Below are 24097 nucleotides of genomic sequence, written 5' to 3'. Positions count from 1 at the left end.
TCTGATTATGCCAATTCGTCAATTTCAAGCACAGCGTATGCATGCGCCTCGTGATTTTCAAATGATCAGCCCAGATCCCATTTGTGTGGAAATTGGCGCGGGTAAGGGTAAACATGCTTTGTTATTTTCGGGACAAAATCCTGAAAAAAAATTAGTGGCGATTGAACGGACACGTGAAAAATGTCTCGCCATGCATAAGCAGCATGTCCTAGAAGGACAAGCTAATTTACAACCGATTCATGCCGATGCAATGCCGTGGATTGTACATGCATTGCATCCTGCTCAAGTACAGCAGTTTTTTATTTTATATCCAAATCCAGAGCCACATAATCCAGCGCAGCGCTGGTTAAATATGCCATTTTTTGAATTTTTATTGTCACGTTTACAGGTTGGTGGAACAGTTACTTTAGCCAGTAATATTGCTGAATATATAGCTGAAGCAGAGCAGCAGTTAATAGATGTCTGGAAATTACCTTTTGTTAAGGAAGTGATTGCTGAAACCTCAGCTCGTACACATTTTGAAATTAAGTATTTAGAGCGTGGTGAATTGTGTCAGCAGCTGATCATCACCAAACCAGAAGGTTATCGCACCCATTTTGACGATTTTATGCCTTTACAGGGGCAGAATGCAGCTCAGCAAACAGATTTAGCTGCTGCTCCTCCAAAAGCTGAATGAGTCACTGATGAAAAAGCGAGTTGCAATTATAGGTGCTGGTCCTGCGGGTCTCATGGCTGCGGAAGTTTTAAGCCAGTCCGATTATGAAGTGCATGTTTATGAACAGAAACCTTCGGCTGCGCGTAAGTTTTTAATGGCGGGTAAAACAGGCTTAAATATTTCCCATGCCGAACCTGTGGCACAATTTATTGAGCGCTATGATCAAGCAGAATGGCTTGAACCGTGGGTGAGACAGTGGGATGCCGTCTGGATTCAAAGCTGGATGAAAGATTTGGGCATTGAATCCTATATTGGTTCATCTGGGCGGGTTTTCCCCATTGAAATGAAAGCCGCCCCGTTATTGCGTGCATGGCTTAAACGCTTGCAGCAACAGGCTATTCAATTTCATTATCGGCATCAGTGTTTAGACTTAAATGCAGCTATATTGACGGTCAAAGATTTAGTTAGTGAACAGGTTGCAGTACAGCATTTCGATGCAATCGTGCTGGCCTGTGGTGCGGTGTCTTGGTCAAAATTAGGCAGTGATGGTGCATGGCAGCAATGGTTAGCAAAGGGTGAGATTGAAGCCTTTCAAGCCAGCAATGCAGGCGTTGAACATCAATGGTCTAAGTTTATGCAACCTGTATTTGGTCAACCGTTAAAGCGGGTTGAAGCATGGGTGGATAATCAAGCTAAAACCATGGGTGATATTGTCATTAGCCATTATGGTTTAGAAAGTGGTTTGGTCTATAAGCAAGGTCGTGCATTGCGTGAGCAAGTGAAAAATGGTCAGACGATGCAGTTATATTTGGACTTACTGCCCGATCAAACCATTGCGCAGTTAGCCCAAAAATTACAACCCAGTAAAAAGCAGTCGCTCAGCAATGTCTGGCGTAAGGCTGGATTAGATTCAGCTAAAGCCAGTTTAGTCCGTGAATTGGTTGCCAAAGAGTTCTGGCATGATCCCTTGGCGTTGGCACAAAAGATCAAACATCTACTGATTCCTTTCACGGGTTTTCGCCCGATAGAAGAAGCGATTAGTTGTGCTGGCGGAATAAAACGTGAGGTACTGACCGAACAGCTGCAATTGCGTTCAAATCCACAGGTCTTTTGTTGTGGGGAAATGTTGGATTGGGATGCACCGACGGGCGGCTATTTATTGACGGCTTGTTTTGCTACAGGTCGTGCCGCAGCTGAGGGTGTGCAAAACTATCTTTTTGCTCAAAAATAGTCGTTGATTTTTTGAAGCATGATCAGAAATATGCTAGCTTAAAAACTCCCTTATGATAAAAAATGAAGTCGTTTATGGCTGAAGACAATCGATATACAGGAAGTTGTTTGTGTGGCGGTCTGCGCTATGAAATTCAAGGTAAAATAGGCGACATTATTCAGTGCCATTGCCAAAAATGCCGTAAAGCCAATGGCACTGCTTTTGCAACCAATGCGCCCATTCAAAAAGCAGATTTTAAAATTGTACAAGGTGAGCATTTACTGAAAAAATTTCAATCGACCACAACCACTCAGCGTTGTTTCTGTGCCGATTGTGGCTCACCGATTATCAGCATTAAAGCGGAAACACCTGATGTCTACCGTTTACGTATCGGGACCTTGGATACAGCACTGACACAAACGCCAACACAGCATATTTTTGTGGCTTCTAAAGCAGAATGGGATACGATTTTCGATACTTTTCCGCAATATGCTGAGCGAGCATAATGTTTTGCTAGCAGCTGCCAAAATGGGTCACGTGATTAATGCTGATCAGTTAAGGGGCTTCAAACTCCTTAGCTTTTTTAGTTATTCACGACGGAGTCTTATCTTTTTAAGTCAAATGCTTGGAGCTTGTTTGGTTCTTTGGTTTAGCCCAAATGAGAAACTCAAAATATATTTTGAGTTCGCAAGAAAGGCATCTTGCGGCGCAGTGCGCCTCACCGCAAAACTCGTCAAATCCCTTTTGTTGATTAATTAATCGCAGAAACCTTACTTTTTTAAAGTAGTCTTGCCTTGCGCTGCAAAATAAAGCCGTACTTTATTTATTGCTCAAGTTGCGGATGACGTTTCCATGTATCTAATAACATTATGAATTTAAAATAAAAAACCAGTCAATTTCTTAACTGACTGGCATTAATCAAGTAATCCTTTTTTTATGAGGCTGATTTTGTTGATTCAGGTTGCGCCATTTCAGGATATTGCGATTGCCAATGTTCAAGTTGTTCTTGGGCATGTAAAAACTCACCTAAGCCTTTAACTTGATCCTCTGACTTTTTCAAATCAACTGCTTTAGTTTCTTTTTTCTCATCATAAAGTTTGGCTTGTATTTGCCAATATTCTGCAATTAAGCCTTGAATATAACGACCTTGCGCCGTTTTTAAATCCAGTTCTTTTAACATGTTAAGTGCCGACTGGACATTGTCACGTTTGCGATAATATGCAAATTCGTCGCTGAGGGAACCAGCTTCTTGCATTTTGCTCAGCTCATCTTCCATGTCATCGCTCATTTGCGTAAAACGTTGATCAAAGTCGGTCAATAAAGCGATATCGTGCTGGTCATCTGGCGTTTTTTCAAAAGCTTTCACCGGTTCGGTAATTAACTCCTGCATGACTTTATCTTCAGGCTGGATTTTGTCATTTTCAGCCATGCTATTTTTACTGTTATCACAAGCACTGATTAGCAGGCTTGAGCAGAGTAAAAAAGGAAAACCAAGTTGTTTTATTTGCAGTTTATTCATGATCATTCCTTTATTTTTTTCATCAATTTTTTAAAGTCATAAGCATAGGTTAAATAGGGAAAAGCAATTTCATCTTGAGATTGTTTTCCAGTGTACTTGAAAACAATCTGTTCAAATTGGGTTTTTAACCGTTGTTGTTGGTGCTCTGGCATTGCTGCGATAAAACTGGTTGAAAGTAAGCGTTTAGAAACGACATTTTCCACAGTACCAATATGCGCTTGTTGAAAGGTCTGTACATGCTCCAGTTGAAACAATATTTGCTGCTCAAAGACCTTTTTCCATTGACCACTATGATAACGAGGTGTGTTACCCTCCAAAGGTTCAATGACATCTGCAAGGGCTTTGACCCAATCGACCTGTATATCACGTTGATTCCAAATCAGGGCCAAATGTCCTGTGGGTTTGAGCACATGATGAATTTGCTGTAATGTTTCAAAATTGGCAAACCAGTGGAACGATTGTGCACAGATTACAGCATCAAAACTATGTTTGGTTAAGGGCAGCTGGTCGCTCGATACTTGTAGTGTCTGAACGTCTGGATAGGCGCTTTGCAATTGTGCCAACATTTCCTGAATCGGTTCAATTGCGGTAATGTGTTTTGTGATCTGTTGTAAGTAAGGTAAGAATTTGCCAGTACCCGAACCTAGATCAATCACCCGTGATTTTTCATCAAGTTGAAGCTGATCTTGCAGCCAATGTACGATGTCTGGTGGATAACTGGGGCGAACCTGTTGATAGAGTTCTGCCGCTGAACTGAAGCCTTTTTGAGCGGCTGGATGTAGTGATTGTGTCATATTTTGCGCTTTTTAATCTTCTTAGCATCTATAAAATAACATATTCGCTTTTGGTAAATAGGCAAGCTGTCTATTTGTTTTATTGACTCTAAAAACAAGGGCCGATTTGCTTCGGTGTGGAAATGGAAAAACACATTATTTTTGAAGACGAACAAATTCGTGCAATTTTTTTAAAAGGTTCATCCGATGAGCTGATTTTCTCTTTTGGCGACTTAATTACGCGCGCCAAAGGATTGTCGATTAATGCTGAAAAGTCACTTTCTAAACATGGTTTTAATGTCATTGGCATTATGCCGAAGCAGAAATCGTGGTTTCCTGAAAGTTCAATGCGTCAGATGTTTGCCGAAATTCAAGATTTGATTGCACCCTTTAAAATACGCATTGGCTATGGCGGTTCAATGGGCGGTTATGCCGCGATTAAATATTCGAATTTACTTGATTTAAAGCGTGTGGTTGCCCTAGTACCACAGTATTCAATTAATCCTGACGATGTTAAAGACCCGCGTTACAACATGTTTTTTCATGCAGAATTGAATGCAAACATGCAAATCCAACCACAAGATGTTTCTGCTGAACGTGAATATATTGTGATTTATGATCCCTATTGTCCAGAAGATCGTGCGCAATACTTAAAGCTTGAACAGGTTTTACCGCAAATTCATACCTTGAAATTACCTTTTACTGGGCATGATGCCATTGCGGTATTGGCCAGTTCTGAGTTATTGCATGACTTTCTGTTACATGATTTTGATGCACCCTATTTTTATAAAAAAATCCGTCAGGTCAAAAAGAACAGTAAATTTTATTATCGTAAAGTCATTGAAAATTTATTGCCGCGACATAAAAATGCCTTGGGTTCAATTTTAATTAACAATGATTTACAGCTCGATAACCAATTTTTTGATTCAAAGCTCAAACAAATGCTATTAAGAGAATTGTTGAGCAATAAGAAAGTGAGTAAGCAAGATCTACTCAAACTGGGTATACAGCTTAATTTACCGCAAGAAAACCGCAGTCAGTTACTTGACTCTTTTGGTCATGGTTTGGTCTTTAATGTGATTAGCCAAAAAATTGAAAGTTATGCAGCCAGTGCTATAGCGCTAAATCATAAATTTTTGATTCCAATTTTTGCCAAAGGCAGTGCTCTGGTACAAATTACTTTAAATGATCAACGCTACGTTGTGGCAATGAATGATCGACAGGTCATGAAATTATTTAAAGAACAAGAGCCTTTAACCGTGGGCATGCATCCCATTGTAATGAAGAAATATAGCGACTACTATTTGCTCAGTTATAAGCATTTAAACTTAAATAATAATGAATATGGCGGTCATGATTTTATTGAAGACGCGCCTGAAACTGCTCAATTCGTGACGCAACCTGAACAACCTTAAGCTTACAATTGTTGATAAAAATAAACGCGACTTTAGTCTGGTTTTTGACCACTTGCTTTATATTTTAATCGGTCTAAGATAGAAAATATAAGGCAAGTTCAATTTGTTAAATGTCGAAGAATAAATAATAAAGGATGCTTAAGGATGAAGCGTGATTTTATACCGACCGTGTTTTTAGCCATACTTGCGCTATTGCTACCTTCTTATGCATTTGCCCAGATTCCAGATAGCACGTATATCATTATGGGTAGTGGATTACTCTTGGTTTTCGCCTTGGCAATGTATGTGTTTAGTCAAATACGCAAGTCTATTCAAGTCCATATTAATAAACCCGCTAAATAGTGGGTTTCTTCATAATAGATGTTTGAGTTTAGTTGAAAGATATAACAAATTTGGCTTTTAATCTTTAAAATGAATCTGTAGATTTTGATCAAAATTAGCCAAGGAATGCTCAATGAAAGCCGTATTTTTAGATTATGAATCACTCGATCAACATGATTTGGACTTGAGCGCACTAGAGGCCAGTTTTGACACGTTAAGTTTATATCCAAGCACAAACCAAGCGCAGTTATTAGAGCGTGTGCAATATGCGGATGTCATCATTAGTAATAAAGTGATTGTGGATGCAGCAACGATTCGACAATGCTCGAATTTGAAACTGATTTTAATTTCTGCAACAGGCACTAATAATATTGACCTGATTCAAGCACGTGCGCAGGGTATTGTGGTGTGTAATTGTCAGGGATATGGCACTTCTGCTGTGGCTCAGCATACCTTAACTTTAATGTTGGCTTTAGCCACCTCCTTAATTCAATATGATCGTGTGGTGCAGCAAGGGCAATGGAATAAATCACCCATTTTTTGTTTGTTGGATTTCCCCATCATTGAACTGGAAGGCAAAACTTTGGGAATTTTAGGCTATGGTGAGTTGGGGCAAGCCGTGGCTAAATTAGCCGAAGCCTTTGGTATGAATATCTTAGTTGGGGCTTTGCCAAATCGCCCATCTGATAGCAGTCGTATTCCTTTTGCAGCATTATTGCCTCAGGTTGATTTCCTCAGTCTGCATTGTCCATTAACAGAAGATACCCGCAATTTGATTGATGCCAAGGCCTTTGATGTAATGAAACCGAGTGCATTTTTAATTAACTGTGCACGTGGCGGAATTGTCAATGAAGCAGCCCTTGCTGATGCCTTAGTTCAAGGAAAAATTGCAGGTGCGGCGACTGATGTATTGACGGTTGAACCCCCGAAAGAGGGCAATATCTTGTTAGATCATCATCTTCCCAACTTAATTATTACTCCGCATAGTGCATGGGGGAGTGTAGATGCACGTCAGCGTATTGTGCAGCAGATGGAGGACAATGTTGCTGCTTTTAAAGCAGGACAGCCCATTCGACAAGTGAATTAACCGACGCTCTGCGCAGCTTTCTTCCAAATAAAAAAGAGAGGCTAGATGAATTATAAATTTATGCTTCCATTACTTTGCATTTGTGGTGTTTCTATTGTCGGTGTTGGAACTGGCATAGACTCAACAGGGATAGATGACTGGCTTAAAGGACGTGAAACAATTGGTGCAGGCTGTGCATTTGGGCTACTGATAATACCATCTTTGGTTTCATTGATTTTTCTGTTGACGGTTGCTGCGGCTTGCTGAGATTTCTCTTTTGCAAGCACTGAAGTCTCAGTTGCCAACGTTTTGCTTTCTTCCCAAGCATTGTCAACTTTAGGTTTTACTTTGGCGATGCCTCTTTGCGCTGCATGATCGACTTTATCCGCCGTGTTTTGTGCAACTTGTTGTGCTTTATGTCCCAACACTTTAAAGATATTCGGGTTATCGCCATAAGTAGGTGCTGTTTTAGGTGCTGGCGCTGTTTCTGCTGCCGAGGTACTTTGGATAAAAAGGTAAGTGGATGCTAAAATTACACTGCTGAATAGTGCTGTTTTCATCAGTTTCATATCTGTATTTATTCCTTTCATTGTGTCGCGATTATCTAGATTCTAGATTTATTGTAATCGCGAATGAAGCGGTTAAAGCAAAATATGCTGAAATTGATACAGCCTTACAACATGCTTATACATTTACTCCTACAGTGTGAATGGTGTAATAAAAAAGCCCCCATTTTCTATAAAAGAGGGCTTTTAGGACTATGTCAGAAACCTATTATTCACATTGTGCGAGGGCTTCTTTTGCAAAGTAGTTACGTAGAGCAAGGAAGTTCTTTTGTACCGTTGCATCGTGTAGGTCAAAATTAGTTGCAGTACTTGTACCATCTTTTGCAAAGCTTGCAGAACCGCCCGAAATAAGGGTTAAATTTTTAAATGACCATTGTTCTACAGACTTGCCAGCTTTAAGGTTCCCAGTAAATTCAATCACGCATTTGTCACTAAATTTAGTCAATTTGGCTTTGTTATTGGTGGTGTCTGGATAAACATCTAAGTTTTCTATTTCTTGTAGTACACCCGTTGCAAGTTGTGGGATCTTGGGTGTAGATGTACATGCAGTAAGAGCAACGCTAGCAAGACCAGTCAAAATAAGAGTTTTAAGTTTCATAATATTCTTTGTTGTTGAGTATTGTTAGTCTGAGTATATGAAATTGAAAGTGAATTGCCTATAAGTTTTGGTTTTATTGATGACGATTACGTTGTATATCTGTAGCTTGGCGGTTTCCCATAAATCATTGGACAGAAGAACAAAATGAGGTCGGTGAATCAATTTTTTACTGCTAGATCAATTTGCATAGTGTACAGATAATAAAAAAGCCACTGAATAGGTCAGTGGCTTTTTTGAATTTGGCGTCCCTACGGGGATTCGAACCCCGGTTACCGCCGTGAAAGGGCGATGTCCTAGGCCTCTAGACGATAGGGACTTATCGAGGCAACACAGGTAAAACTTGATATGGTGGAGTCAAGGAGGATTGAACTCCTGACCTCTACAATGCCATTGTAGCGCTCTACCAACTGAGCTATAACCCCCAGTCTGTGTGAGCGCAATATTAGGGGCATTGTGTTCACACGTCAACTATAAAATCAATTATGCCTCATCAACTGCATCATTTTTCGGCAATTTTAAGCTTTCATTGAGTTTTTCCCACACTTTCGCTTCTTTTTTGCTCGGACCACCGACCATTTCCAGTGCATGGCGTAAACGAGCAAAGGTTAAATCTGGGCCAATGGTGACCATAGACTGCATAACAGGGGTTGAACTGGTCGAACCAGCAATGGCAATAAAGAATGTAGGCATGAAATCGCGTAGCTTAATTTCCATTTGGGTCGCCAAATCCATCAAGGTTTGGCTAACGGTATCATTATTCCACGTAAATAAGCTTTCTAAACGCCAAATCGCGAATTGTAAGCTTTGGCGAACTTGTTCTTCAGACAATTTTTTGCTTTCAAACTGTTCTTTAGACAATTGTGGAAATTGATTGAAGTAGAAGCCCGCCCAATTCACTGCTTCAGACAATAAATTGATACGCGGTTGAATTGCCGCAGCAATGTCTTCCAACATTTTACGGTCTGCTTTCCATGCCAAAAGTGTATTTAACAATTCAGCAGGAGACAGGGCTTTAATCCATTGACCATTAAGCCAGTTGAGTTTTTCTACATCAAAGATTGGCCCACCCAGTGAGACACGTTTGATGTCGAAATGCTCAATCATTTCTGCCAAAGTGAATTTTTCACTTTCATCAGGCATTGACCAGCCCATACGAGCTAAATAGTTCAACAATGCTTCTGGAAGTACACCAATGTCTTTGTAGTAATTGATTGAGGTTGGGTTTTTACGTTTTGATAATTTTGATTTATCTGGATTGCGCAGCAATGGCATGTGGCAAAGCACAGGCATGTCCCAACCAAAATATTGATACAGCAACTGGTGTTTAGGCGCAGATGGAATCCATTCTTCACCACGAATCACGTGGGTAATTTGCATTAAATGGTCATCAACTACATTGGCTAAATGATAGGTCGGTAAACCATCTGTTTTAAGCAGAATTTGCATATCCACTTGCGCCCATGGAATTTCCACTTCACCACGGAGCATGTCATTGAATTGACATGTACCTTCAGCAGGAACTTTCATACGAATGACATGTGCTTCACCCGTAGCAAGACGAGTTTGTACTTCCGCTTCAGACAGTAATAAACCACGACCATCATAACGTGGGCTTTCACCACGTGCTTGCTGCTCGATACGCATTTGATCCAGTTCATCGCTTGTTGCGAAACAGTAGAAAGCATGACCTTTTTCAACCAATTCAAGCGCGTATTGCTTATAAATTCCCATACGTTCAGATTGGCGGTAAGGTGCATGTGGACCACCGATATCTGGGCCTTCAGACCAGTTTAAACCTAACCAACGTAATGAATCTAAAATCATTTTTTCAGATTCAGGGGTTGAGCGAAGTTGGTCAGTATCTTCAATACGAAGAATAAATTCCCCACAATGTTGCTTGGCAAAACATAGGTTGAATAAAGCAATATATGCAGTGCCTACGTGTGGGAAGCCTGTAGGAGAAGGGGCAATACGAGTACGAACAGTCATAATCAATATTTTTCAGAATGTGAATGGAAACTATTATAACGAAAAAGCCTAATCACTTAATGTTAAATTCAACATTGAAATGATTAGGCTTGATTGCAACGTCTTAAAGGGGAAGACGTTTTATCGTTATCTTAAATATTAAGAGTTATTTTGAGGAAATAGTGCTTGTACGAAGCGGGTGAATTTTTGATTTTGAGACGCAAAAAAGCTTTGTGTCGGTGCGACTTTAATTTCAGTGAGAATTTTTAAATCGTTATCGCCACGTAAAGTATTGCTCCCTTGCTTTTGCTGCTGCAGTGCTTTTTCAATCAATGATGAGCGTTCAGGAGCAAGTGTTACCTTTGCATCCGTAGCTTTAATAGCAGCCGTATGTCCCACTTGAGCCATCAGACCTAGAGTTAAACTTAAACTACATATTTTGATAAACTGTGTATATTTCATTTCAACTTTCCCCTTTTTCTACTGCCTTTTGGTACTGAAATTTACTAATAGCTTTTTTTATTCTAGCACCACCATTTAACCACATAAAAAAATATAAAAGTAGAACTAGGTCACATTCTTTTACAAAGTGATAAAAATGCATTGAATGTCATGACTTTGTATCAAAAAACTATGGATAGAACATGGAGATTTGTTCAGGTCATACAGATTAATCGGCATTTATTCTGTTTTTAGTCATAAAAATGCATACATCAGCATTTAAATGGATATCTATAAAACTGATTTTGAATGAATAAAACGATATAACCACATGATTGATAAAATTATTTTAGATTTATATAGTACTTAAGATCTTCAATAAGCGATGTATAAACATGAAAAAAATAATAGTGTCGACTCTTGTTGCTTTATTGGGTGGAATGACTTCACCGAGCTTTGCTGGAAAAGATTTTCTCAATGTTTCCTATGACCCGACCCGTGAATTCTATCAAGAATACAATCAGGCTTTTGGCACATTTTGGAAACAACGGACAGGGCAGGACATAGACTTTAAACAGTCGCATGGTGGATCGGGGAAGCAAGCGCGTTCGGTGATTGATGGTTTACAAGCCGATGTGGTGACCTTGGCTTTAGCCAATGATATTGAAGAAATTGTCAATGCAGGATTGATCCATAAAAACTGGCAAAAACAATTCCCGAATAATTCGGCACCGTATACCTCAACTGTGGTGTTCTTGGTGCGTAAAGGTAACCCTAAAAATATTAAAGATTGGAATGATTTAACCAAATCGGGCGTAGAAATTATCACACCAAATCCAAAAACGGGGGGTGCACCACGTTGGATCTATCTTTCAGCTTGGGGGTATGCTTTAAAACAGCCTGGTGGCGATGATGCTAAAGCAAAAGCATTGGTGACAAAACTCTACGGCAATGTGAAAGTGCTTGATTCAGGTGCTCGAGGTTCTTTAACTACGTTTGCTGAACGGGGTATTGGCGATGTGTTGTTGTCGTGGGAAAATGAAGCCTTACTGGCGACCCAAGGTTTGGGTAAAGACAAATTTCAGATTATTTATCCTTCAATTTCAATTCTAGCAGAGCCTTCCGTGGCCATTGTCGATAAAACGGTCGATAAAAATGGCAACCGTAATTTAGCCAAAGGTTATCTGAATTATTTATATTCGCCGAAAGGTCAGGATTTGGCGGCACAGTATTTTTTCCGTCCACGTAATCCACAAGTTGCAGCAAAATATGCTGCACAATTTCCAAAAATTAAACTTTTTACCATTGGTGATGTATTTGGTGGGTGGGCAAAAGCGCAGAAAACCCATTTTGTAAATGGTGCGATTTTTGATCAGATTTACAGCAGTAAGCAATAAATAAACAACCTGATTTTATTAAGTTTTAAGGATGTGGATAATAATTGTTATCCATTTTTATTATATGTAATTCATGAAATAGTATAAATATGGAATAAGTAAACTGTATTTGGAATTTCTAAACTAAAACAATAAATTAAAATAAAAGGCTCCAATTTTATAGTTTTTTCAGTAAGTTGAATGGATTGCGATTTATGATTTTATTTCATATATTTAGTACCAATGAAGATAACTTGTTTGTATCGTAATGAAAACTCAATTTAAAGCCTTATTCAGTGCAGCATTGCTGGCAACCGGCATTGCTTTTACTGCAACTTCTGCTCAAGCAGCAGATCGTGATTTTTTAAATGTATCTTATGATGCAACGCGTGAGTTTTATGATGAATTCAATCAATCCTTTGGTACGTATTGGAAACAGCGTACTGGTAATACGGTAAAGTTTAAACAGTCACACGGTGGTTCAGGTAAACAAGCCCGTTCTGTCGTTGATGGTTTGAAAGGCGATGTGGTGACTTTGGCTTTAGCTAATGATATTGAAGAAATTGTAAAATCTGGTCAAATTCAACCGGGTTGGCAAAAAGAGTTTCCACATAATTCTGCACCTTATACCTCAACCATCGTTTTCATGGTGCGTAAAGGCAATCCGAAGAATATTAAAGACTGGTCTGATTTAACCAAATCAGGCGTACAAATTATCACGCCAAATCCAAAAACAGGTGGTTTACCACGTTGGGTGTATTTATCGGCTTGGGGTTATGCGCTGAAACAACCGGGTGGTACTGATGCAACAGCCAAAGATTTTGTCGGTAAAATGTACCATAACGTAAAAGTGATGGACTCGGCTGCACGTGCATCAATGACTACATTTGCTGAGCGCGGTATTGGTGATGTCTTGTTGACTTGGGAAAATGAAGCCTTAGTGACGCAAAAAACCTTGGGTAAAAATAAGTTCGATATCGTCTACCCATCTATTTCAATTTTAACTGAGCCTTCAGTTGCTATTGTTGATAAGACGGTAGAGAAAAATGGCAATAAATGGTTAGCCAAAGGTTATATCAATTATTTGTATTCACCATTAGGTCAGGAGATGGCAGCAAAGCATTTCTATCGTCCACGTAATGCTAAAGTGTTGGCGAAATACAAAGCACAATTTCCGCCATTAAAAACATTCACGATTGATGAAGTGTTTGGTGGTTGGGCGCAAGCACAAAAAAACCACTTTGTGAATGGTGCAACTTTTGATCAGATTTATAATACACGTAAGTAACTGATTGACGTGTGATTTTAAAAGCTTCCGAAACGGAGGCTTTTTTTATGGCATATTGTGAAAAGTTGAAACGGTTTTCTCTATGGAAAGTAATATTTATCTACAAAAAGACGTTTGGAGCTTTATCAAAACAAGGTAATAATGTGCAGTTACACTTTTCATAGTATTGATTGAACCCTTATGTCGCATATTTCTGTATTACTTCACGAAACTGTTGATGCCTTATTGGCAGATAGAAATACAGGAATTTATGTAGACGGTACGTTTGGTCGAGGTGGTCATACACGTTTATTACTGTCTAAATTAGATGAAAATGCTCGTGTCTATGGTTTTGACAAAGACCCTCAAGCTTTAGAAACTGCGGCAATCTTAGAACAAGAAGACCCACGATTTAAAATTATTCATGCTAGTTTTGCCGATTTAAAACAAGAACTTGAAGTACGTGGAATTGGTTTGGTGGATGGCGTGATGGCAGATTTAGGGGTGTCTTCTCCACAGCTGGATCAGGCGGAACGTGGTTTTAGTTTTATGAAAGATGGTCCACTGGATATGCGTATGGACAATTCACAAGGTCCGACTGCGGCTGAATGGTTGGTCAATATAGAAGAAGAAGCTTTGGCCAATGTGATTTTCCAATATGGTGAAGAGCGTTATAGCCGTCGTATTGCCAAAGCCATTAAAGCAGCAGGTTATATTGATACCACCGCGCAATTGGCTGAAATTGTTAAAGTCGCGCATCCAAAATGGGAAAAAAAGAAGCATGCGGCAACACGAACTTTTCAGGGCATTCGTATTGCCATTAATAAAGAATTAGAAGATATTGAAGCATTCTTACCGCAAGCGGTTGAGGTGCTCAAAATAGAGGGTCGTTTGGCTGTGATTAGCTTCCATTCTTTGGAAGATCGTTTAATTAAACAATTTATTCAAAAAGAATCAACTTTAGCGGAAGATACCAGTTGGGGGATGCCACAAGAGCGGGAAGATACCCGTCGTTTAAAGAAAATTTCCCGAGTGCGTGCCAGTGAAGCAGAGATAAAAGCCAATTTTCGTTCACGTAGTGCATGGCTTAGAGTTGCAGAACGTTTAGCTTTAAAAGGCGAATAATGAAAACTGAAGTTGTTGAAAAGAAAACAGAAAAATTAACGATGAAAAAAATCATCGGTTATATCATTTTACTGGTCTTGGTCTTTGTGAGCGCACTTATGGTGGTATTTCAAGTATTTGAATATCGTCATGATTATCGTGAACTGAGTTCTTTTACCCGAGAAAAAGATGATCTTAATGCAGAGTGGGGACGGTTGTTGATTGAGCAACAAACCTTTGGTGCGACTGCACAAATTGGCACACGAGCGGTGACCCAATTACGCATGTATTCGCCACCTGCAGCACAGACCGTTGTAATTTCTTTACCAATGACTTCAGAAGATAAAAAATAAGGCTAGCGGTAATATGGTGGACAAGAGAAATAAGCAAGTACGTAAAAAGCAGTCTATTACAGAAAAAACAACACTGAGTGTCGATATGTGGCGTTTTTATCTGATGTGGAGTGTGGTTTTGCTCTGCTTCATCGCTTTGGTAGGACGTGCATTTTATGTGCAGATTATTAATAAAGACTTTTTGCAAAATAAAGCCAATGCCAATATTTTAAGAACTGAAAAAGTAAAGGCAATGCGTGGCGTGATTTATGATCGCCACGGTGTACCCTTAGCTATTAGTACGCCTGTCATGAAAGTGGTGATTGATCCACGTGATTATTTTGAAACTAAAAAACAATTTGAGCAAATTACTGCCGAACTGGCGAAAGATCCAACTAACCGTAAGCTGAAACGTCAATTACCCGATAAAAATTTAAACTTAGATGAACTTGCTGATGCGGTTGGACTTGATCGTGCCGAATTGAAAAAGAAAATGAACGAGCGTCCTCGTTCCCGTTATTTAGTCTTACAAAAAGAAATCCCACCTCAGCAAGCTGAACTGATTGCAAAACGTGAATTCCAAGGTGTATATACCGAAAAAAACTATAAACGTTACTATCCGCAGCCGCAGCCAAATGCACAAATTATTGGTTTAACCAATAGTGAAGGGATTGGAATTGAAGGTTTGGAGATGCAGCTCAATACTGTTTTATCGGGTCGTGATGGCGCACAGCAAGTTGTTCGTGATAAAAAAGGCAATCGTTTCAAAGACCCCGAAGTGATTAAAGAGGTGGAAGCCGGGGAAAATATCACCTTAAGTATTGATTCGCGTCTGCAATATATTATGTATCGTGAATTGACTGCTGCGGGTGTTGCCAATAATGCACGTTCAGCGACAGCGATTGCTGTGGATGTAAAGACAGGTGAAATTTTAGCCATGACCAGCTGGCCGTCTTATAATCCGAACGATAAAAAAAGTTTAGGCAATAAAGATGCCATGCGTAACCGTGGTGCTGTTGACTCATTTGAACCAGGTTCAACCATGAAGCCGTTAACAGTTTCAATGGCATTGGAAAGTGGAAAATATACTGCAAACTCAGTGGTGAATACCTCACCGGGTAGTATGCGTATCGGTAATCATACCATTCGTGATACCCATAATTATGGCGCGTTGACTTTAGGCGGCATCATTCAAAAATCATCTAACGTTGGCGTTGCGAAACTTGCCTTGTCCCTGCCTTATGCAACACTGCCAACCTTCTATAAACGGGTCGGTTTTGGACAGCGTTCAGCGGTGAAATTTCCGGGTGAAAGTGGCGGCTTAATTTTGCCACCGAGCAAATGGAATGTATCTGAAGTGGGAACCATGGCGTATGGTTATGGTCTAAATGCGACCGTATTACAAATTGCGGATGCTTATGCCATGCTTGCCAATAAAGGGGTCAAGGTTCCTTTAAGTTTATACAAATTAGAGCAACCACCGAAAGGTGAGCAAATTATTGATGCAAAAATTGCCGATCAAGTGCTCTTGATGATGGAAACCGCAACTTTGCCGGGCGGTACGGCAACCCGTGCCACGATTCCAGGCTACCGTGTTGCAGGTAAAACAGGTACGGCACATAAGTTACGTGCTGACCGAAAAGGTTATTCAACCAGTGAATATCGTGCCCTCTTTGCAGGTGTTGCGCCAGTGAGTGATCCACGTTTAGCGATGATTGTCGTGGTAGAAAATCCCCAAGGCAGTTATTACGGTGGTACGGTCTCTGCACCTGTATTTTCACGTGTGATGCAAGAGTCATTACGCCTAATGAATGTACCTTTAGATAAACCTTTAGATACTCCTAAAATCCAGTAATAGGTGATGAATGTCCATTACATTTCAAGAGCTCTACACTGCTGAGAAAATCACTGGCTGGATGGCTAGGCCATTCAGCGGTTTGAGTTTAGATAGTCGTAAAGTTGAAGCAGGGCAAATTTTTATTGCCCTGAATAGTTTTTCTCAGCCTGAAAAAACCTTGCAGTTTGCAGCCTCTGCTTTGGCAAATGGCGCTTTAGCGGTGGTCAGTGAGGTTGATTTAGGTTTAGAGCATAGTGTAGTTGTGCCGAACGTTCGTCATTTGATGGGACAGTGGCAAAAACAATATTTACAGGCAACAGCACCTGTACAAGTAGCACGAATACTTGCGGTTACAGGTACCAATGGAAAAACTACGATCTCTCGTTTAGTGGCTGAACTATTGATGCTACAAGGTCAAAAATGTGCAGTGATGGGCACGACAGGGAATGGTATTTTACCGAATTTAGAAGTTTCTTCGCATACGACATTAGATGCCTTGAATCTGCAAAATGCTTTGCATGAGTATGCACAACAAGGTGCTGCATTTGCTGCAATTGAAGCCAGTTCACATGGTTTGGAGCAGGGTCGTTTAAATGGCTGTGATATTGAAATTGCAGCCTATAGCAATTTAAGTCGTGATCATCTAGATTATCACGGCACGCTTGAAGCTTATGCTGAAGCAAAATCAGCTTTATTTAAATTTCCCTCTTTAAAAGTGGCGATTATTAACCTTGATGATGCACATGCAGAGATTATGCTGGATGCGGCAAAAGCCAATCCTGCACAGCCGAAAATTTTGACCTATTCAACCACGCAGGTTGCGGATTATCAGGTTGAAAATATTCAATATAGCTTGAATGGTGCAAATTTTAAATTGATTACTGCACAGGGCGAATTTACCGTGCAAAGCCCATTGTTGGGTCATTTTAATGTGGAAAATTTACTGGCAAGCTTGGTCAGTGCTGAACAGGCAGGCTTTGATTTGGCTGCATTAATTGCCGTGGTTGCGCAGTTAAAAGGTGCACCGGGTCGTATGCAGGTGATTCGTGATGCTGAGCGTTTATTTATTATCGACTATGCACATACCCCCGATGCTTTAACTCAAGTGTTGACGACCTTAAAACGTCATGTTGCGCAAAATTTATGGGCTGTGTTTGGCTGTGGTGGTGACCGTGATCGTGGTAAACGTCCACTCATGACTCAGGCAGCATTAGATGGCACAGACGTTGCTTTACTGACATCAGATAATCCACGAACTGAAGATCCAGAACAAATTTTTGCCGACATGAAAAATGGCATAGATTTTTCCACGCATATTGTTCATGAAATTCATGACCGCCGTGAAGCGATCAAATTTGCCGTCAATCATGCTCAGGTTGGTGATATTGTTGTAATTGCAGGTAAAGGTCATGAAAACTATCAGGAAATTGATGGCGTACGCCATTGGTTCGATGATGTCGTAGAAGTGCAGTCAGCCATTGATGCACAGCATCACAGTACAGATTCAGCATATCCGGCTCAATAGGAAAAATTATGCATACCTCGACGACAAGTACCGTAGCTTTAGAGCCTTGGACAGCAGATCTATTGCTTCAAGCGACACAAGGTTATTGGTTCAAGGATCAAGCCCCTGTGGGTGATATTAAGCGTATTTTGACTGATTCACGTCATGCAGAAGCTGGCGATGCTTTTTTAGCCCTCACAGGTGAGCGTTTTGATGCCCATGACTTTGTGGTACAAGTTGCCGCAAATGGCTGTCAAATCGCCATTGTGAGTCATCCTGTTGATGCTGATATTTGCCAGTTGGTGGTTGCTGATACTCGTTTGGCATTGGGTCATTTAGGTGCTTATCGCCGTGCGCAAAACACGCAATTAAAAGTGATTGCGTTAACGGGAAGTAGCGGTAAAACCACCACTAAAGAAATGCTCGGTAGTATTTTATCTCGTCTTGCGCCGACCTTGATTACACGCGGCAACTTAAACAATGATTTAGGTGTACCGATGATGTTGCTGGAGCTGCGTGCTGAGCATCAATATGCAGTCATGGAACTGGGTGCTAGTCATCAGGGGGAAATTGATTACACCTCCAATTTGGTTCAACCTCAGGTGGCAGGCATTATTAATATTGGCACAGCGCATTTAGGTGAATTTGGCGGACGTGATGGTATTTGCCGAGCTAAATCTGAAATTTATGCGCATATTGCCCCATCAGGGACATCGATCATTCCTGCAGCGGATGATTTTGTTGATAGCATCCGTCAGTCGGTCAAAACTGAACAGTGTTTAAGTTTTGGTGAAGGTGGTGAGATTTTTGCTACACAGATTGCATTGCATCCACAGTCATCTACCTTTAGCTTAAATACACCGCAGGGTGTGCGTACTGTGGATTTACCTTTTGCGGGTGAGCATAATGTGCAAAATGCCACTGCTGCGGCAGCATTTGCTTTGGCGATTGGCATTACTTTGGACGATATTGTGCAAGGTCTGGAACAAGCTCAAGGTGCAAAAGGGCGTTTGAACTTTATTCAGCAGGATAAATATTTATTCATTGATGATACCTACAATGCTAATCCAACTTCCATGCGTGCAGCAGCAGAAGTGCTTGCTCAGCAAGGTGGTGTGAAAGTGTTGGTGATGGGGGATATTGGTGAATTAGGCGCATCTGCGGCACAGCAGCATTATATGCTCGGGCGTGATCTGGTTGCGCAAGGCATTAACTTTGTAGTGGCGGTGGGAGAGTTTGCACCCGCAGCACAAGAAGGTGCACGTAGTACTCAATATGGTAAAAAAATGCAGGCCTTTTTGACACAGCAACAGGCATTGCCTTTTTTAATTGATTTAATTGCAACACATCAACCGCAATCCATGAGTTTCCTGTTTAAAGGTTCTCGTTATACCCACATGGAAACATTGATGGCTGATTTGATGGAGAAACTTTAATGCTGTTATGGCTATTTGAACAACTGGCGGGCTATAACAGCTCATTTCATGTGGTTCGCTATTTAACATTACGTGCTTTGCTCAGTGTTTTAACGGCACTGACGATTGGTCTGTTTTTGGGTCCAGTGATGATCCGTAAGCTTCAGGCACTCAAATATGGTCAAGCAGTGAGTTCATTCGCACCTGAAAATCATGCCAAAAAAATGGGCACACCGACTATGGGCGGGATTTTGATCCTACTGTCGATTGGTATTTCCACTTTGCTTTGGGCAGATTTATCTAACCCTTATGTTTGGATTGTACTGGCAGTCATGGTGATTTTTGGGGCTGTAGGCTGGGCTGATGACTGGATTAAAGTTCGCTATAAAGACAATGCAGGTTTACCTGCAAAGAAAAAGTTTTTTTGGACTTCGGTGGCATCTTTAGGTGCTGGTATTACACTGTATGTGATTGCGACACAACAAGCTAATCCAGTACATACTGCGAATATGCTGGATTTATTGGTTCCATTTTTTAAAAATTTCAGTATTCCATTATCAGCAATTCCTTTGGGTATAGGTTTTATTCTCTTTACTTATTTAGTGATTAATGGCGCATCTAATGCTGTGAATCTTACGGATGGTTTAGATGGTTTGGCGATTATGCCAATCGTTTTGGTTGCAGCAGGCTTAGGTGTATTTGCTTATCTTGCGGGTGATGTCCGTTTTGCCAATTATTTACATCTACCTTATGTGAAATATTCATCTGAACTGGTGGTGATTTGTGCTGCGATGATTGGTGCTGGCTTAGCATTTCTTTGGTATAACGCACATCCAGCGCAAGTATTTATGGGTGATGTTGGCGCGCTTTCATTAGGTGCAATGCTAGGCACTATTGCAGTAATGGTTCGTCAGGAAATCGTCTTTGCGATTATGGGCGGCGTATTTGTGGTGGAAGCGATTTCTGTATTTTTACAAATTGGCTCATTGCGGATGCGTAATAAACGCGTCTTTTTAATGGCACCTTTGCATCATCATTATGAGAAAAAAGGCTGGCGTGAAACTCAAGTGGTGATTCGTTTCTGGATTATTACAATTATGCTGGTTGTTTTGGGTTTAATGACCTTAAAATTACGTTAAGCAAATCCTTGAAAAAAGAGCCGGCATTTGCTCCCACATTTGCCGGCTCTTTTTATTGCACATTTACGCTTTTGGAGAAAATAATGAATCTGCTCATGTGTCCTGTATGTCGTGAGGCATTGCACTTAACTGAGAAAACATGGAGCTGTGTCAATAAGCATAGTTACGATGTAGCAAAGCAGGGATATGTGAATTTACATGTCGTACAACATAAGCATAGTAAAAATCCGGGTGATACACCTGAATCTGTGCAAGCGCGTCGTGCCTTTTTAAGTGCAGGTTTTTATGCACCACTACAACATGCTGTAGTGACAAAAATTCGTGAATTAGGTATTAAAAATCTACTGGATATTGGTTGCGGCGAAGGTTATTACACCAATGCGATGCAAGCTGAAGTGCAGCAATGTATCGGGGTCGATATTGCTAAAAATGCAGTACAGGTGGCAGCGAAGCTGAATAAAGAGGTGACATGGGTGGTGGGCACAGGCGCGACTTTACCTGTATTGGATGCTTCAATTGACTTGTGTACCAGCCTATTTAGTCCAATTCCAAAGCAAGAGATTTTACGTGTACTTAAACCTAATGCTTATTTAATGGTGGTCACACCTGCAACTGAGCATTTATATGCCATGCGTGAGGCATTATTTGAAGAAGTAAATCCACATGAGTCGCATAAGTTTGTTGAGCAATTGGAAGATGCTTTTGAATTGGTTGAAGAATGTGTTGTCGAATCAATATTTACTTTGCAACAAACAGATTTGAAAAACCTCATTGCAATGACACCCTATGCTTATAAAGCTAAACCCGAACGTCGTCAGGCTTTGGAGCAGAGTGAGCAATTTAAGTTAACAGGGCAGTTCCAAATTTACGTCTTTAAAAAGAAATGATATCAATAAAAAGCCCTCATCAAATGAGGGCTTTTTATTGTCTTATTGAACTTGATCAATTAGATGTTCAAGCGCATCGGGTTTAGGCGGTGCCTTTTGCATAGTTGGAGGTGTTACAGGTTTAGGTGTAAGTACTTCTTCATCAGGTAAATCATCAAAGTCACGTTCAGGCGCTCGTTTAGGTGCAACGGGTGCTGGGCGGTACAATGGTCGTGCTAAAGGTGGAGAAGAGCGGTTATCTTCGTTCTGCTCACCTGCAGGAACAGGTTGATTGCGATTGCTTGGTGCTTTTGCATTTTTATCGAGATGAACCCATGCTGCTGGTGTGCCTTTTAATGCATTACCCATAAAATTGGTCCAAATCGGCAAAGCCGCAACACCACCATATTCACGACGTCCTAATGTGGTCGGTTGGTCAAACCCAACCCATGCCACAGTAACAAGCTTGCCATTAAATCCAGCAAACCAAGCATCTTTGGCATCATTGGTGGTGCCTGTTTTGCCACCAATATCTCCACGACCAATTTTAAGTGCCGCACGACCTGTACCATGTTGAATTACATCACGCAGAATATTGGCCATGTCATAAGCAGAGCTTGATTTTAAAATGCGCTGCGCTTGACGATACTGACTTTTTGATTCATCTAATTGAGGTTGGGTCAGTTCTTTTTCTGTTGCCGAGGTTTGGTTGGTGACGTCAATGACTTCATCATCTGAGGTCACTGGTTCTGTCGAGTCAAGCTGTTCTGCATCAGTTTGATTAATACAAGAAATACAAGCATATTCAGGGTTGCTTTGATAGATTACTTTGCCATAAGCATCTTCAATACGATCAATAAAATGCGGTTGAATGCGATAACCACCATTGGCAAAGGTTGCATAACCAGTTGCCATTTGAATGGGAAGAACTTGTGGTGTTCCGAGTGCAATGGTGTAATTACGTGGAATTTGATTTTCGTGCAAACCAAAATCCATAAATAATTGTCGAGTACGTTCAATCCCGATTGTTTGCAACAGACGTACTGAAACTGTATTTCGAGATAGATATAATGCGCGACGCAGGGGGATCATGCCTAAATAACGTCCATCGGAGTTTCTAGGCGACCATTTACCAATGGTAATCGGGCTGTCATTGACCATGCTATAAGGGGTCATGCCACGTTCAAGTGCCAAAGCATATACAAACGGTTTGATGGTTGAACCGGGTTGGCGCCATCCTTGTAATGCGCGATTGAATTTAGATTGATAAAAATTATAGCCACCGACAATGGCTTCGATTGCGCCATTATTTGGGTTGATGGCAATGAGTTGCCCCTGAGCTTTGGGGACTTGAATCAGTGCCCATGAGGTTTTGTCGTCATTCGGACGTAAGCGAATAATATCTTTTACTTTTACAATTTGAGCGGCTTTGCTTGGCGCAGAACCGACGCTGTTGGCATTTCTATAAGGACGAGCCCATGACATGCCTGACCAAGGCACGCTCACAGTAGACCCATCTTGCATCATAGCTTCAAAAGAATTGCCATTTACTTTAATGACTTTAGCTGGGTAAGTATTTGCATAAGCATTGAATTCTGTCAGTGGTTTATCATGTGCTTCGGCACCACGCCAACCATGACGACGATCATAAGCTTCCAAACCTTTTTGAACTGCTTGTTCCGCATAAATTTGACGTTGACTGTCGACAGTGGTATAGACTTTATAGCCAGAATCGATGGCTTGCTCACCAAATTTTTTAACCAGTTCCGAGCGTACCATTTCCCCGACATAAGGGAATTGGTTGTTGATACTGCGGTCAGGCATATTTAAATTAATCGGTTCAGCAATCGCTTTTTGATATTGTGGTTGATTGATATACCCCAATTGCAACATTCGTCCTAAAATCCAGTTTCGGCGTTCTAAAGCACGGGTTGGATTGACGACAGGATTATATTTGGATGGTGCTTTAGGTAGGCCCGAAATCATTGCCATTTGAGCGATACTAAGCTGATCTAAGCTTTTGTCGTAATAAATTTTTGCAGCAGCGGCAATGCCGTAAGCATTTTTGCCTAAGAAAATTTTATTCACATACAGGGTTAAAATTTCTTCTTTGCTTAGATTTTGTTCAATTTTACGCGCCAGAAAAATTTCGGTTAGTTTTCGTTTTAGTGTACGTTCAGGACTTAAATAATAATTTTTTGCGACTTGCATGGTGATGGTTGAACCACCCGTTTGCACATTCGATCCAGTAATGGTTTCACTCACAGCTCGCCCTAAACCTTTAAAGCTAACGCCGCTGTGTTCAAAAAAGGAAGAATCTTCTGCCGCAAGGAAGGCAGAAATAAAGGGTTTTGGAATTTGTTTGTATTCTACAGGGACAGATAATTTGCCACCATATTCTGCAATGAGCTCATTATCGGCACTATACACCTGTAACGGTTTTAACAACGGCGCCTTTTTTAAGGTGGTCATTTTAGGTAAGGATGGGGCAATATAGAGATACATGCCATAGAATCCCATCGGAATTGAGACCAAAACAATAATTATGGTCAAAAAAAATGGATGAACACGGCCTGAACGAGATAGCTTTTTCATAACAAGTAAGTTTTAATAAGAGCTAATGGCAAACTAATTGGCGGTCAGTATAGCCTTTACAAATACAGATTGTTAGATGAGTTATTGTATCTGTATAAAATTATAGACCAACACTGATTAGTGGGTTACT

At 40.6% G+C, this 24097-nt stretch carries 22 protein-coding genes and 2 tRNA genes; 15 read left to right on the top strand and 9 right to left on the bottom strand.

What is annotated here, in order from left to right:
- Nucleotide 1: 1 nt before the first annotated feature.
- The 3 genes from B9T25_RS04455 to B9T25_RS04445 all read left to right on the top strand — a co-directional run bounded on the left by B9T25_RS04455 (nucleotide 2) and on the right by B9T25_RS04445 (nucleotide 2371).
- Nucleotides 2-676, top strand: a complete 675-nt coding sequence (locus tag B9T25_RS04455; protein WP_171262726.1) for an SAM-dependent methyltransferase — start codon at nucleotides 2-4, stop codon at nucleotides 674-676.
- 7 nt (nucleotides 677-683) lie between these two features.
- Nucleotides 684-1886 (top strand): TIGR03862 family flavoprotein, encoded by a 1203-nt coding sequence (locus B9T25_RS04450; protein WP_086187269.1) that lies wholly within the window; start codon nucleotides 684-686, stop codon nucleotides 1884-1886.
- Nucleotides 1887-1960: 74 nt separating this feature from the next.
- Nucleotides 1961-2371, top strand: a complete 411-nt coding sequence (locus B9T25_RS04445; protein ID WP_086187268.1) for a GFA family protein — start codon at nucleotides 1961-1963, stop codon at nucleotides 2369-2371.
- A 428-nt stretch (nucleotides 2372-2799) separates the two neighbouring features.
- Here B9T25_RS04445 and B9T25_RS04435 read toward each other — a convergent pair whose 3' ends face one another.
- Nucleotides 2800-3384, bottom strand: coding sequence for a hypothetical protein (locus B9T25_RS04435; protein WP_171262718.1), 585 nt, complete (start codon nucleotides 3382-3384; stop codon nucleotides 2800-2802).
- Nucleotides 3385-3386: 2 nt separating this feature from the next.
- Nucleotides 3387-4178, bottom strand: coding sequence for a class I SAM-dependent methyltransferase (locus B9T25_RS04430; protein WP_086187265.1), 792 nt, complete (start codon nucleotides 4176-4178; stop codon nucleotides 3387-3389).
- Between the two features lie 122 nt (nucleotides 4179-4300).
- Between B9T25_RS04430 and B9T25_RS04425 the strand changes: the two genes are divergently transcribed.
- The 3 genes from B9T25_RS04425 (at nucleotide 4301) to B9T25_RS04415 (ending at nucleotide 6980) form a co-directional block, all read left to right on the top strand.
- Nucleotides 4301-5572 (top strand): hypothetical protein, encoded by a 1272-nt coding sequence (locus tag B9T25_RS04425; RefSeq protein ID WP_086187264.1) that lies wholly within the window; start codon nucleotides 4301-4303, stop codon nucleotides 5570-5572.
- Between the two features lie 144 nt (nucleotides 5573-5716).
- On the top strand, nucleotides 5717-5914 hold the full coding sequence (locus B9T25_RS04420) for a hypothetical protein (RefSeq protein WP_086187263.1): 198 nt from the start codon (nucleotides 5717-5719) through the stop codon (nucleotides 5912-5914).
- Between the two features lie 112 nt (nucleotides 5915-6026).
- Complete coding sequence (locus tag B9T25_RS04415) at nucleotides 6027-6980, top strand: 2-hydroxyacid dehydrogenase (RefSeq protein WP_086187262.1); 954 nt, start codon at nucleotides 6027-6029, stop codon at nucleotides 6978-6980.
- A 50-nt stretch (nucleotides 6981-7030) separates the two neighbouring features.
- Here the strand turns inward: B9T25_RS04415 and B9T25_RS04410 are convergent, their stop codons facing one another.
- From B9T25_RS04410 to B9T25_RS04385, 6 genes are all read right to left on the bottom strand, one after another.
- Nucleotides 7031-7528, bottom strand: a complete 498-nt coding sequence (locus tag B9T25_RS04410; RefSeq protein ID WP_086187261.1) for a hypothetical protein — start codon at nucleotides 7526-7528, stop codon at nucleotides 7031-7033.
- Nucleotides 7529-7733: 205 nt separating this feature from the next.
- The gene (locus tag B9T25_RS04405; protein ID WP_086187260.1) at nucleotides 7734-8123 is read right to left on the bottom strand and encodes a hypothetical protein; all 390 of its coding nucleotides are present in this window, start codon (nucleotides 8121-8123) and stop codon (nucleotides 7734-7736) included.
- 240 nt (nucleotides 8124-8363) lie between these two features.
- Nucleotides 8364-8439, bottom strand: a tRNA-Glu gene (locus B9T25_RS04400).
- Nucleotides 8440-8469: 30 nt separating this feature from the next.
- Nucleotides 8470-8545: transfer RNA gene (locus B9T25_RS04395), tRNA-Ala, on the bottom strand.
- A 58-nt stretch (nucleotides 8546-8603) separates the two neighbouring features.
- Nucleotides 8604-10112 (bottom strand): glutamate--tRNA ligase, encoded by a 1509-nt coding sequence (gltX, locus tag B9T25_RS04390; RefSeq protein ID WP_086187259.1) that lies wholly within the window; start codon nucleotides 10110-10112, stop codon nucleotides 8604-8606.
- 138 nt (nucleotides 10113-10250) lie between these two features.
- Nucleotides 10251-10553 (bottom strand): hypothetical protein, encoded by a 303-nt coding sequence (locus tag B9T25_RS04385; RefSeq protein WP_086187258.1) that lies wholly within the window; start codon nucleotides 10551-10553, stop codon nucleotides 10251-10253.
- A gap of 374 nt (nucleotides 10554-10927) precedes the next feature.
- Here B9T25_RS04385 and B9T25_RS04380 point away from each other — a divergent pair, with 374 nt between their 5' ends.
- The 9 genes from B9T25_RS04380 (at nucleotide 10928) to B9T25_RS04340 (ending at nucleotide 21393) form a co-directional block, all read left to right on the top strand.
- Nucleotides 10928-11929, top strand: a complete 1002-nt coding sequence (locus B9T25_RS04380; RefSeq protein ID WP_086187257.1) for a sulfate ABC transporter substrate-binding protein — start codon at nucleotides 10928-10930, stop codon at nucleotides 11927-11929.
- Nucleotides 11930-12176: 247 nt separating this feature from the next.
- Nucleotides 12177-13196 (top strand): sulfate ABC transporter substrate-binding protein, encoded by a 1020-nt coding sequence (locus B9T25_RS04375; RefSeq protein WP_086187256.1) that lies wholly within the window; start codon nucleotides 12177-12179, stop codon nucleotides 13194-13196.
- 180 nt (nucleotides 13197-13376) lie between these two features.
- The gene (gene rsmH / locus B9T25_RS04370) at nucleotides 13377-14300 is read left to right on the top strand and encodes a 16S rRNA (cytosine(1402)-N(4))-methyltransferase RsmH (protein ID WP_086187255.1); all 924 of its coding nucleotides are present in this window, start codon (nucleotides 13377-13379) and stop codon (nucleotides 14298-14300) included.
- Nucleotides 14300-14632, top strand: a complete 333-nt coding sequence (gene ftsL / locus B9T25_RS04365; protein WP_086187254.1) for a cell division protein FtsL — start codon at nucleotides 14300-14302, stop codon at nucleotides 14630-14632. The genes rsmH and ftsL overlap by 1 nt, the downstream gene beginning before the upstream one ends.
- Nucleotides 14633-14645: 13 nt before the next feature.
- Entirely contained in the window at nucleotides 14646-16466 is a 1821-nt protein-coding gene (gene ftsI / locus B9T25_RS04360; RefSeq protein ID WP_086187253.1) for a penicillin-binding protein PBP3, read from the top strand.
- Between the two features lie 10 nt (nucleotides 16467-16476).
- A complete protein-coding gene (locus B9T25_RS04355) occupies nucleotides 16477-17973 on the top strand; it encodes a UDP-N-acetylmuramoyl-L-alanyl-D-glutamate--2,6-diaminopimelate ligase (protein WP_086187252.1) in 1497 nt (498 codons plus the stop codon).
- Between the two features lie 8 nt (nucleotides 17974-17981).
- Nucleotides 17982-19388: a UDP-N-acetylmuramoyl-tripeptide--D-alanyl-D-alanine ligase gene (locus B9T25_RS04350; RefSeq protein WP_086187251.1), complete on the top strand. Its 1407-nt coding sequence runs from the start codon at nucleotides 17982-17984 to the stop codon at nucleotides 19386-19388.
- Complete coding sequence (gene mraY, locus B9T25_RS04345) at nucleotides 19388-20506, top strand: phospho-N-acetylmuramoyl-pentapeptide-transferase (protein WP_086187250.1); 1119 nt, start codon at nucleotides 19388-19390, stop codon at nucleotides 20504-20506. The genes B9T25_RS04350 and mraY overlap by 1 nt, the downstream gene beginning before the upstream one ends.
- A gap of 83 nt (nucleotides 20507-20589) precedes the next feature.
- Nucleotides 20590-21393, top strand: coding sequence for a putative RNA methyltransferase (locus B9T25_RS04340; RefSeq protein WP_086187249.1), 804 nt, complete (start codon nucleotides 20590-20592; stop codon nucleotides 21391-21393).
- 42 nt (nucleotides 21394-21435) lie between these two features.
- Here B9T25_RS04340 and ponA read toward each other — a convergent pair whose 3' ends face one another.
- Nucleotides 21436-23967 carry a penicillin-binding protein PBP1a gene (gene ponA, locus B9T25_RS04335; protein ID WP_086187248.1) on the bottom strand — a complete coding sequence of 844 codons (2532 nt, stop codon included), beginning with the start codon at nucleotides 23965-23967 and terminating at the stop codon, nucleotides 21436-21438.
- Nucleotides 23968-24097 lie beyond the last annotated feature (130 nt).

This window comes from Acinetobacter sp. ANC 4470, from assembly GCF_002135335.1.
Classification (GTDB): Bacteria; Pseudomonadota; Gammaproteobacteria; order Pseudomonadales; family Moraxellaceae; genus Acinetobacter.
Note: the sequence above shows the minus strand (reverse complement) of the source record. Positions and strands in the feature narration are given on the sequence as shown.

Bases quoted from the DNA above. Each gene is read 5' to 3' on its own strand.
- B9T25_RS04450 (WP_086187269.1), top strand. From the start codon at position 684: ATGAAAAAGCGAGTTGCAATTATAGGTGCTGGTCCTGCGGGTCTCATG.
- B9T25_RS04445 (WP_086187268.1), top strand. From the start codon at position 1,961: ATGGCTGAAGACAATCGATATACAGGAAGTTGTTTGTGTGGCGGTCTG.
- B9T25_RS04435 (WP_171262718.1), bottom strand. From the start codon at position 3,384: ATGAATAAACTGCAAATAAAACAACTTGGTTTTCCTTTTTTACTCTGC.
- B9T25_RS04430 (WP_086187265.1), bottom strand. From the start codon at position 4,178: ATGACACAATCACTACATCCAGCCGCTCAAAAAGGCTTCAGTTCAGCG.
- B9T25_RS04425 (WP_086187264.1), top strand. From the start codon at position 4,301: ATGGAAAAACACATTATTTTTGAAGACGAACAAATTCGTGCAATTTTT.
- B9T25_RS04420 (WP_086187263.1), top strand. From the start codon at position 5,717: ATGAAGCGTGATTTTATACCGACCGTGTTTTTAGCCATACTTGCGCTA.
- B9T25_RS04415 (WP_086187262.1), top strand. From the start codon at position 6,027: ATGAAAGCCGTATTTTTAGATTATGAATCACTCGATCAACATGATTTG.
- B9T25_RS04410 (WP_086187261.1), bottom strand. From the start codon at position 7,528: ATGAAACTGATGAAAACAGCACTATTCAGCAGTGTAATTTTAGCATCC.
- B9T25_RS04405 (WP_086187260.1), bottom strand. From the start codon at position 8,123: ATGAAACTTAAAACTCTTATTTTGACTGGTCTTGCTAGCGTTGCTCTT.
- gltX (WP_086187259.1), bottom strand. From the start codon at position 10,112: ATGACTGTTCGTACTCGTATTGCCCCTTCTCCTACAGGCTTCCCACAC.
- B9T25_RS04385 (WP_086187258.1), bottom strand. From the start codon at position 10,553: ATGAAATATACACAGTTTATCAAAATATGTAGTTTAAGTTTAACTCTA.
- B9T25_RS04380 (WP_086187257.1), top strand. From the start codon at position 10,928: ATGAAAAAAATAATAGTGTCGACTCTTGTTGCTTTATTGGGTGGAATG.
- B9T25_RS04375 (WP_086187256.1), top strand. From the start codon at position 12,177: ATGAAAACTCAATTTAAAGCCTTATTCAGTGCAGCATTGCTGGCAACC.
- rsmH (WP_086187255.1), top strand. From the start codon at position 13,377: ATGTCGCATATTTCTGTATTACTTCACGAAACTGTTGATGCCTTATTG.
- ftsL (WP_086187254.1), top strand. From the start codon at position 14,300: ATGAAAACTGAAGTTGTTGAAAAGAAAACAGAAAAATTAACGATGAAA.
- ftsI (WP_086187253.1), top strand. From the start codon at position 14,646: ATGGTGGACAAGAGAAATAAGCAAGTACGTAAAAAGCAGTCTATTACA.
- B9T25_RS04355 (WP_086187252.1), top strand. From the start codon at position 16,477: ATGTCCATTACATTTCAAGAGCTCTACACTGCTGAGAAAATCACTGGC.
- B9T25_RS04350 (WP_086187251.1), top strand. From the start codon at position 17,982: ATGCATACCTCGACGACAAGTACCGTAGCTTTAGAGCCTTGGACAGCA.
- mraY (WP_086187250.1), top strand. From the start codon at position 19,388: ATGCTGTTATGGCTATTTGAACAACTGGCGGGCTATAACAGCTCATTT.
- B9T25_RS04340 (WP_086187249.1), top strand. From the start codon at position 20,590: ATGAATCTGCTCATGTGTCCTGTATGTCGTGAGGCATTGCACTTAACT.
- ponA (WP_086187248.1), bottom strand. From the start codon at position 23,967: ATGAAAAAGCTATCTCGTTCAGGCCGTGTTCATCCATTTTTTTTGACC.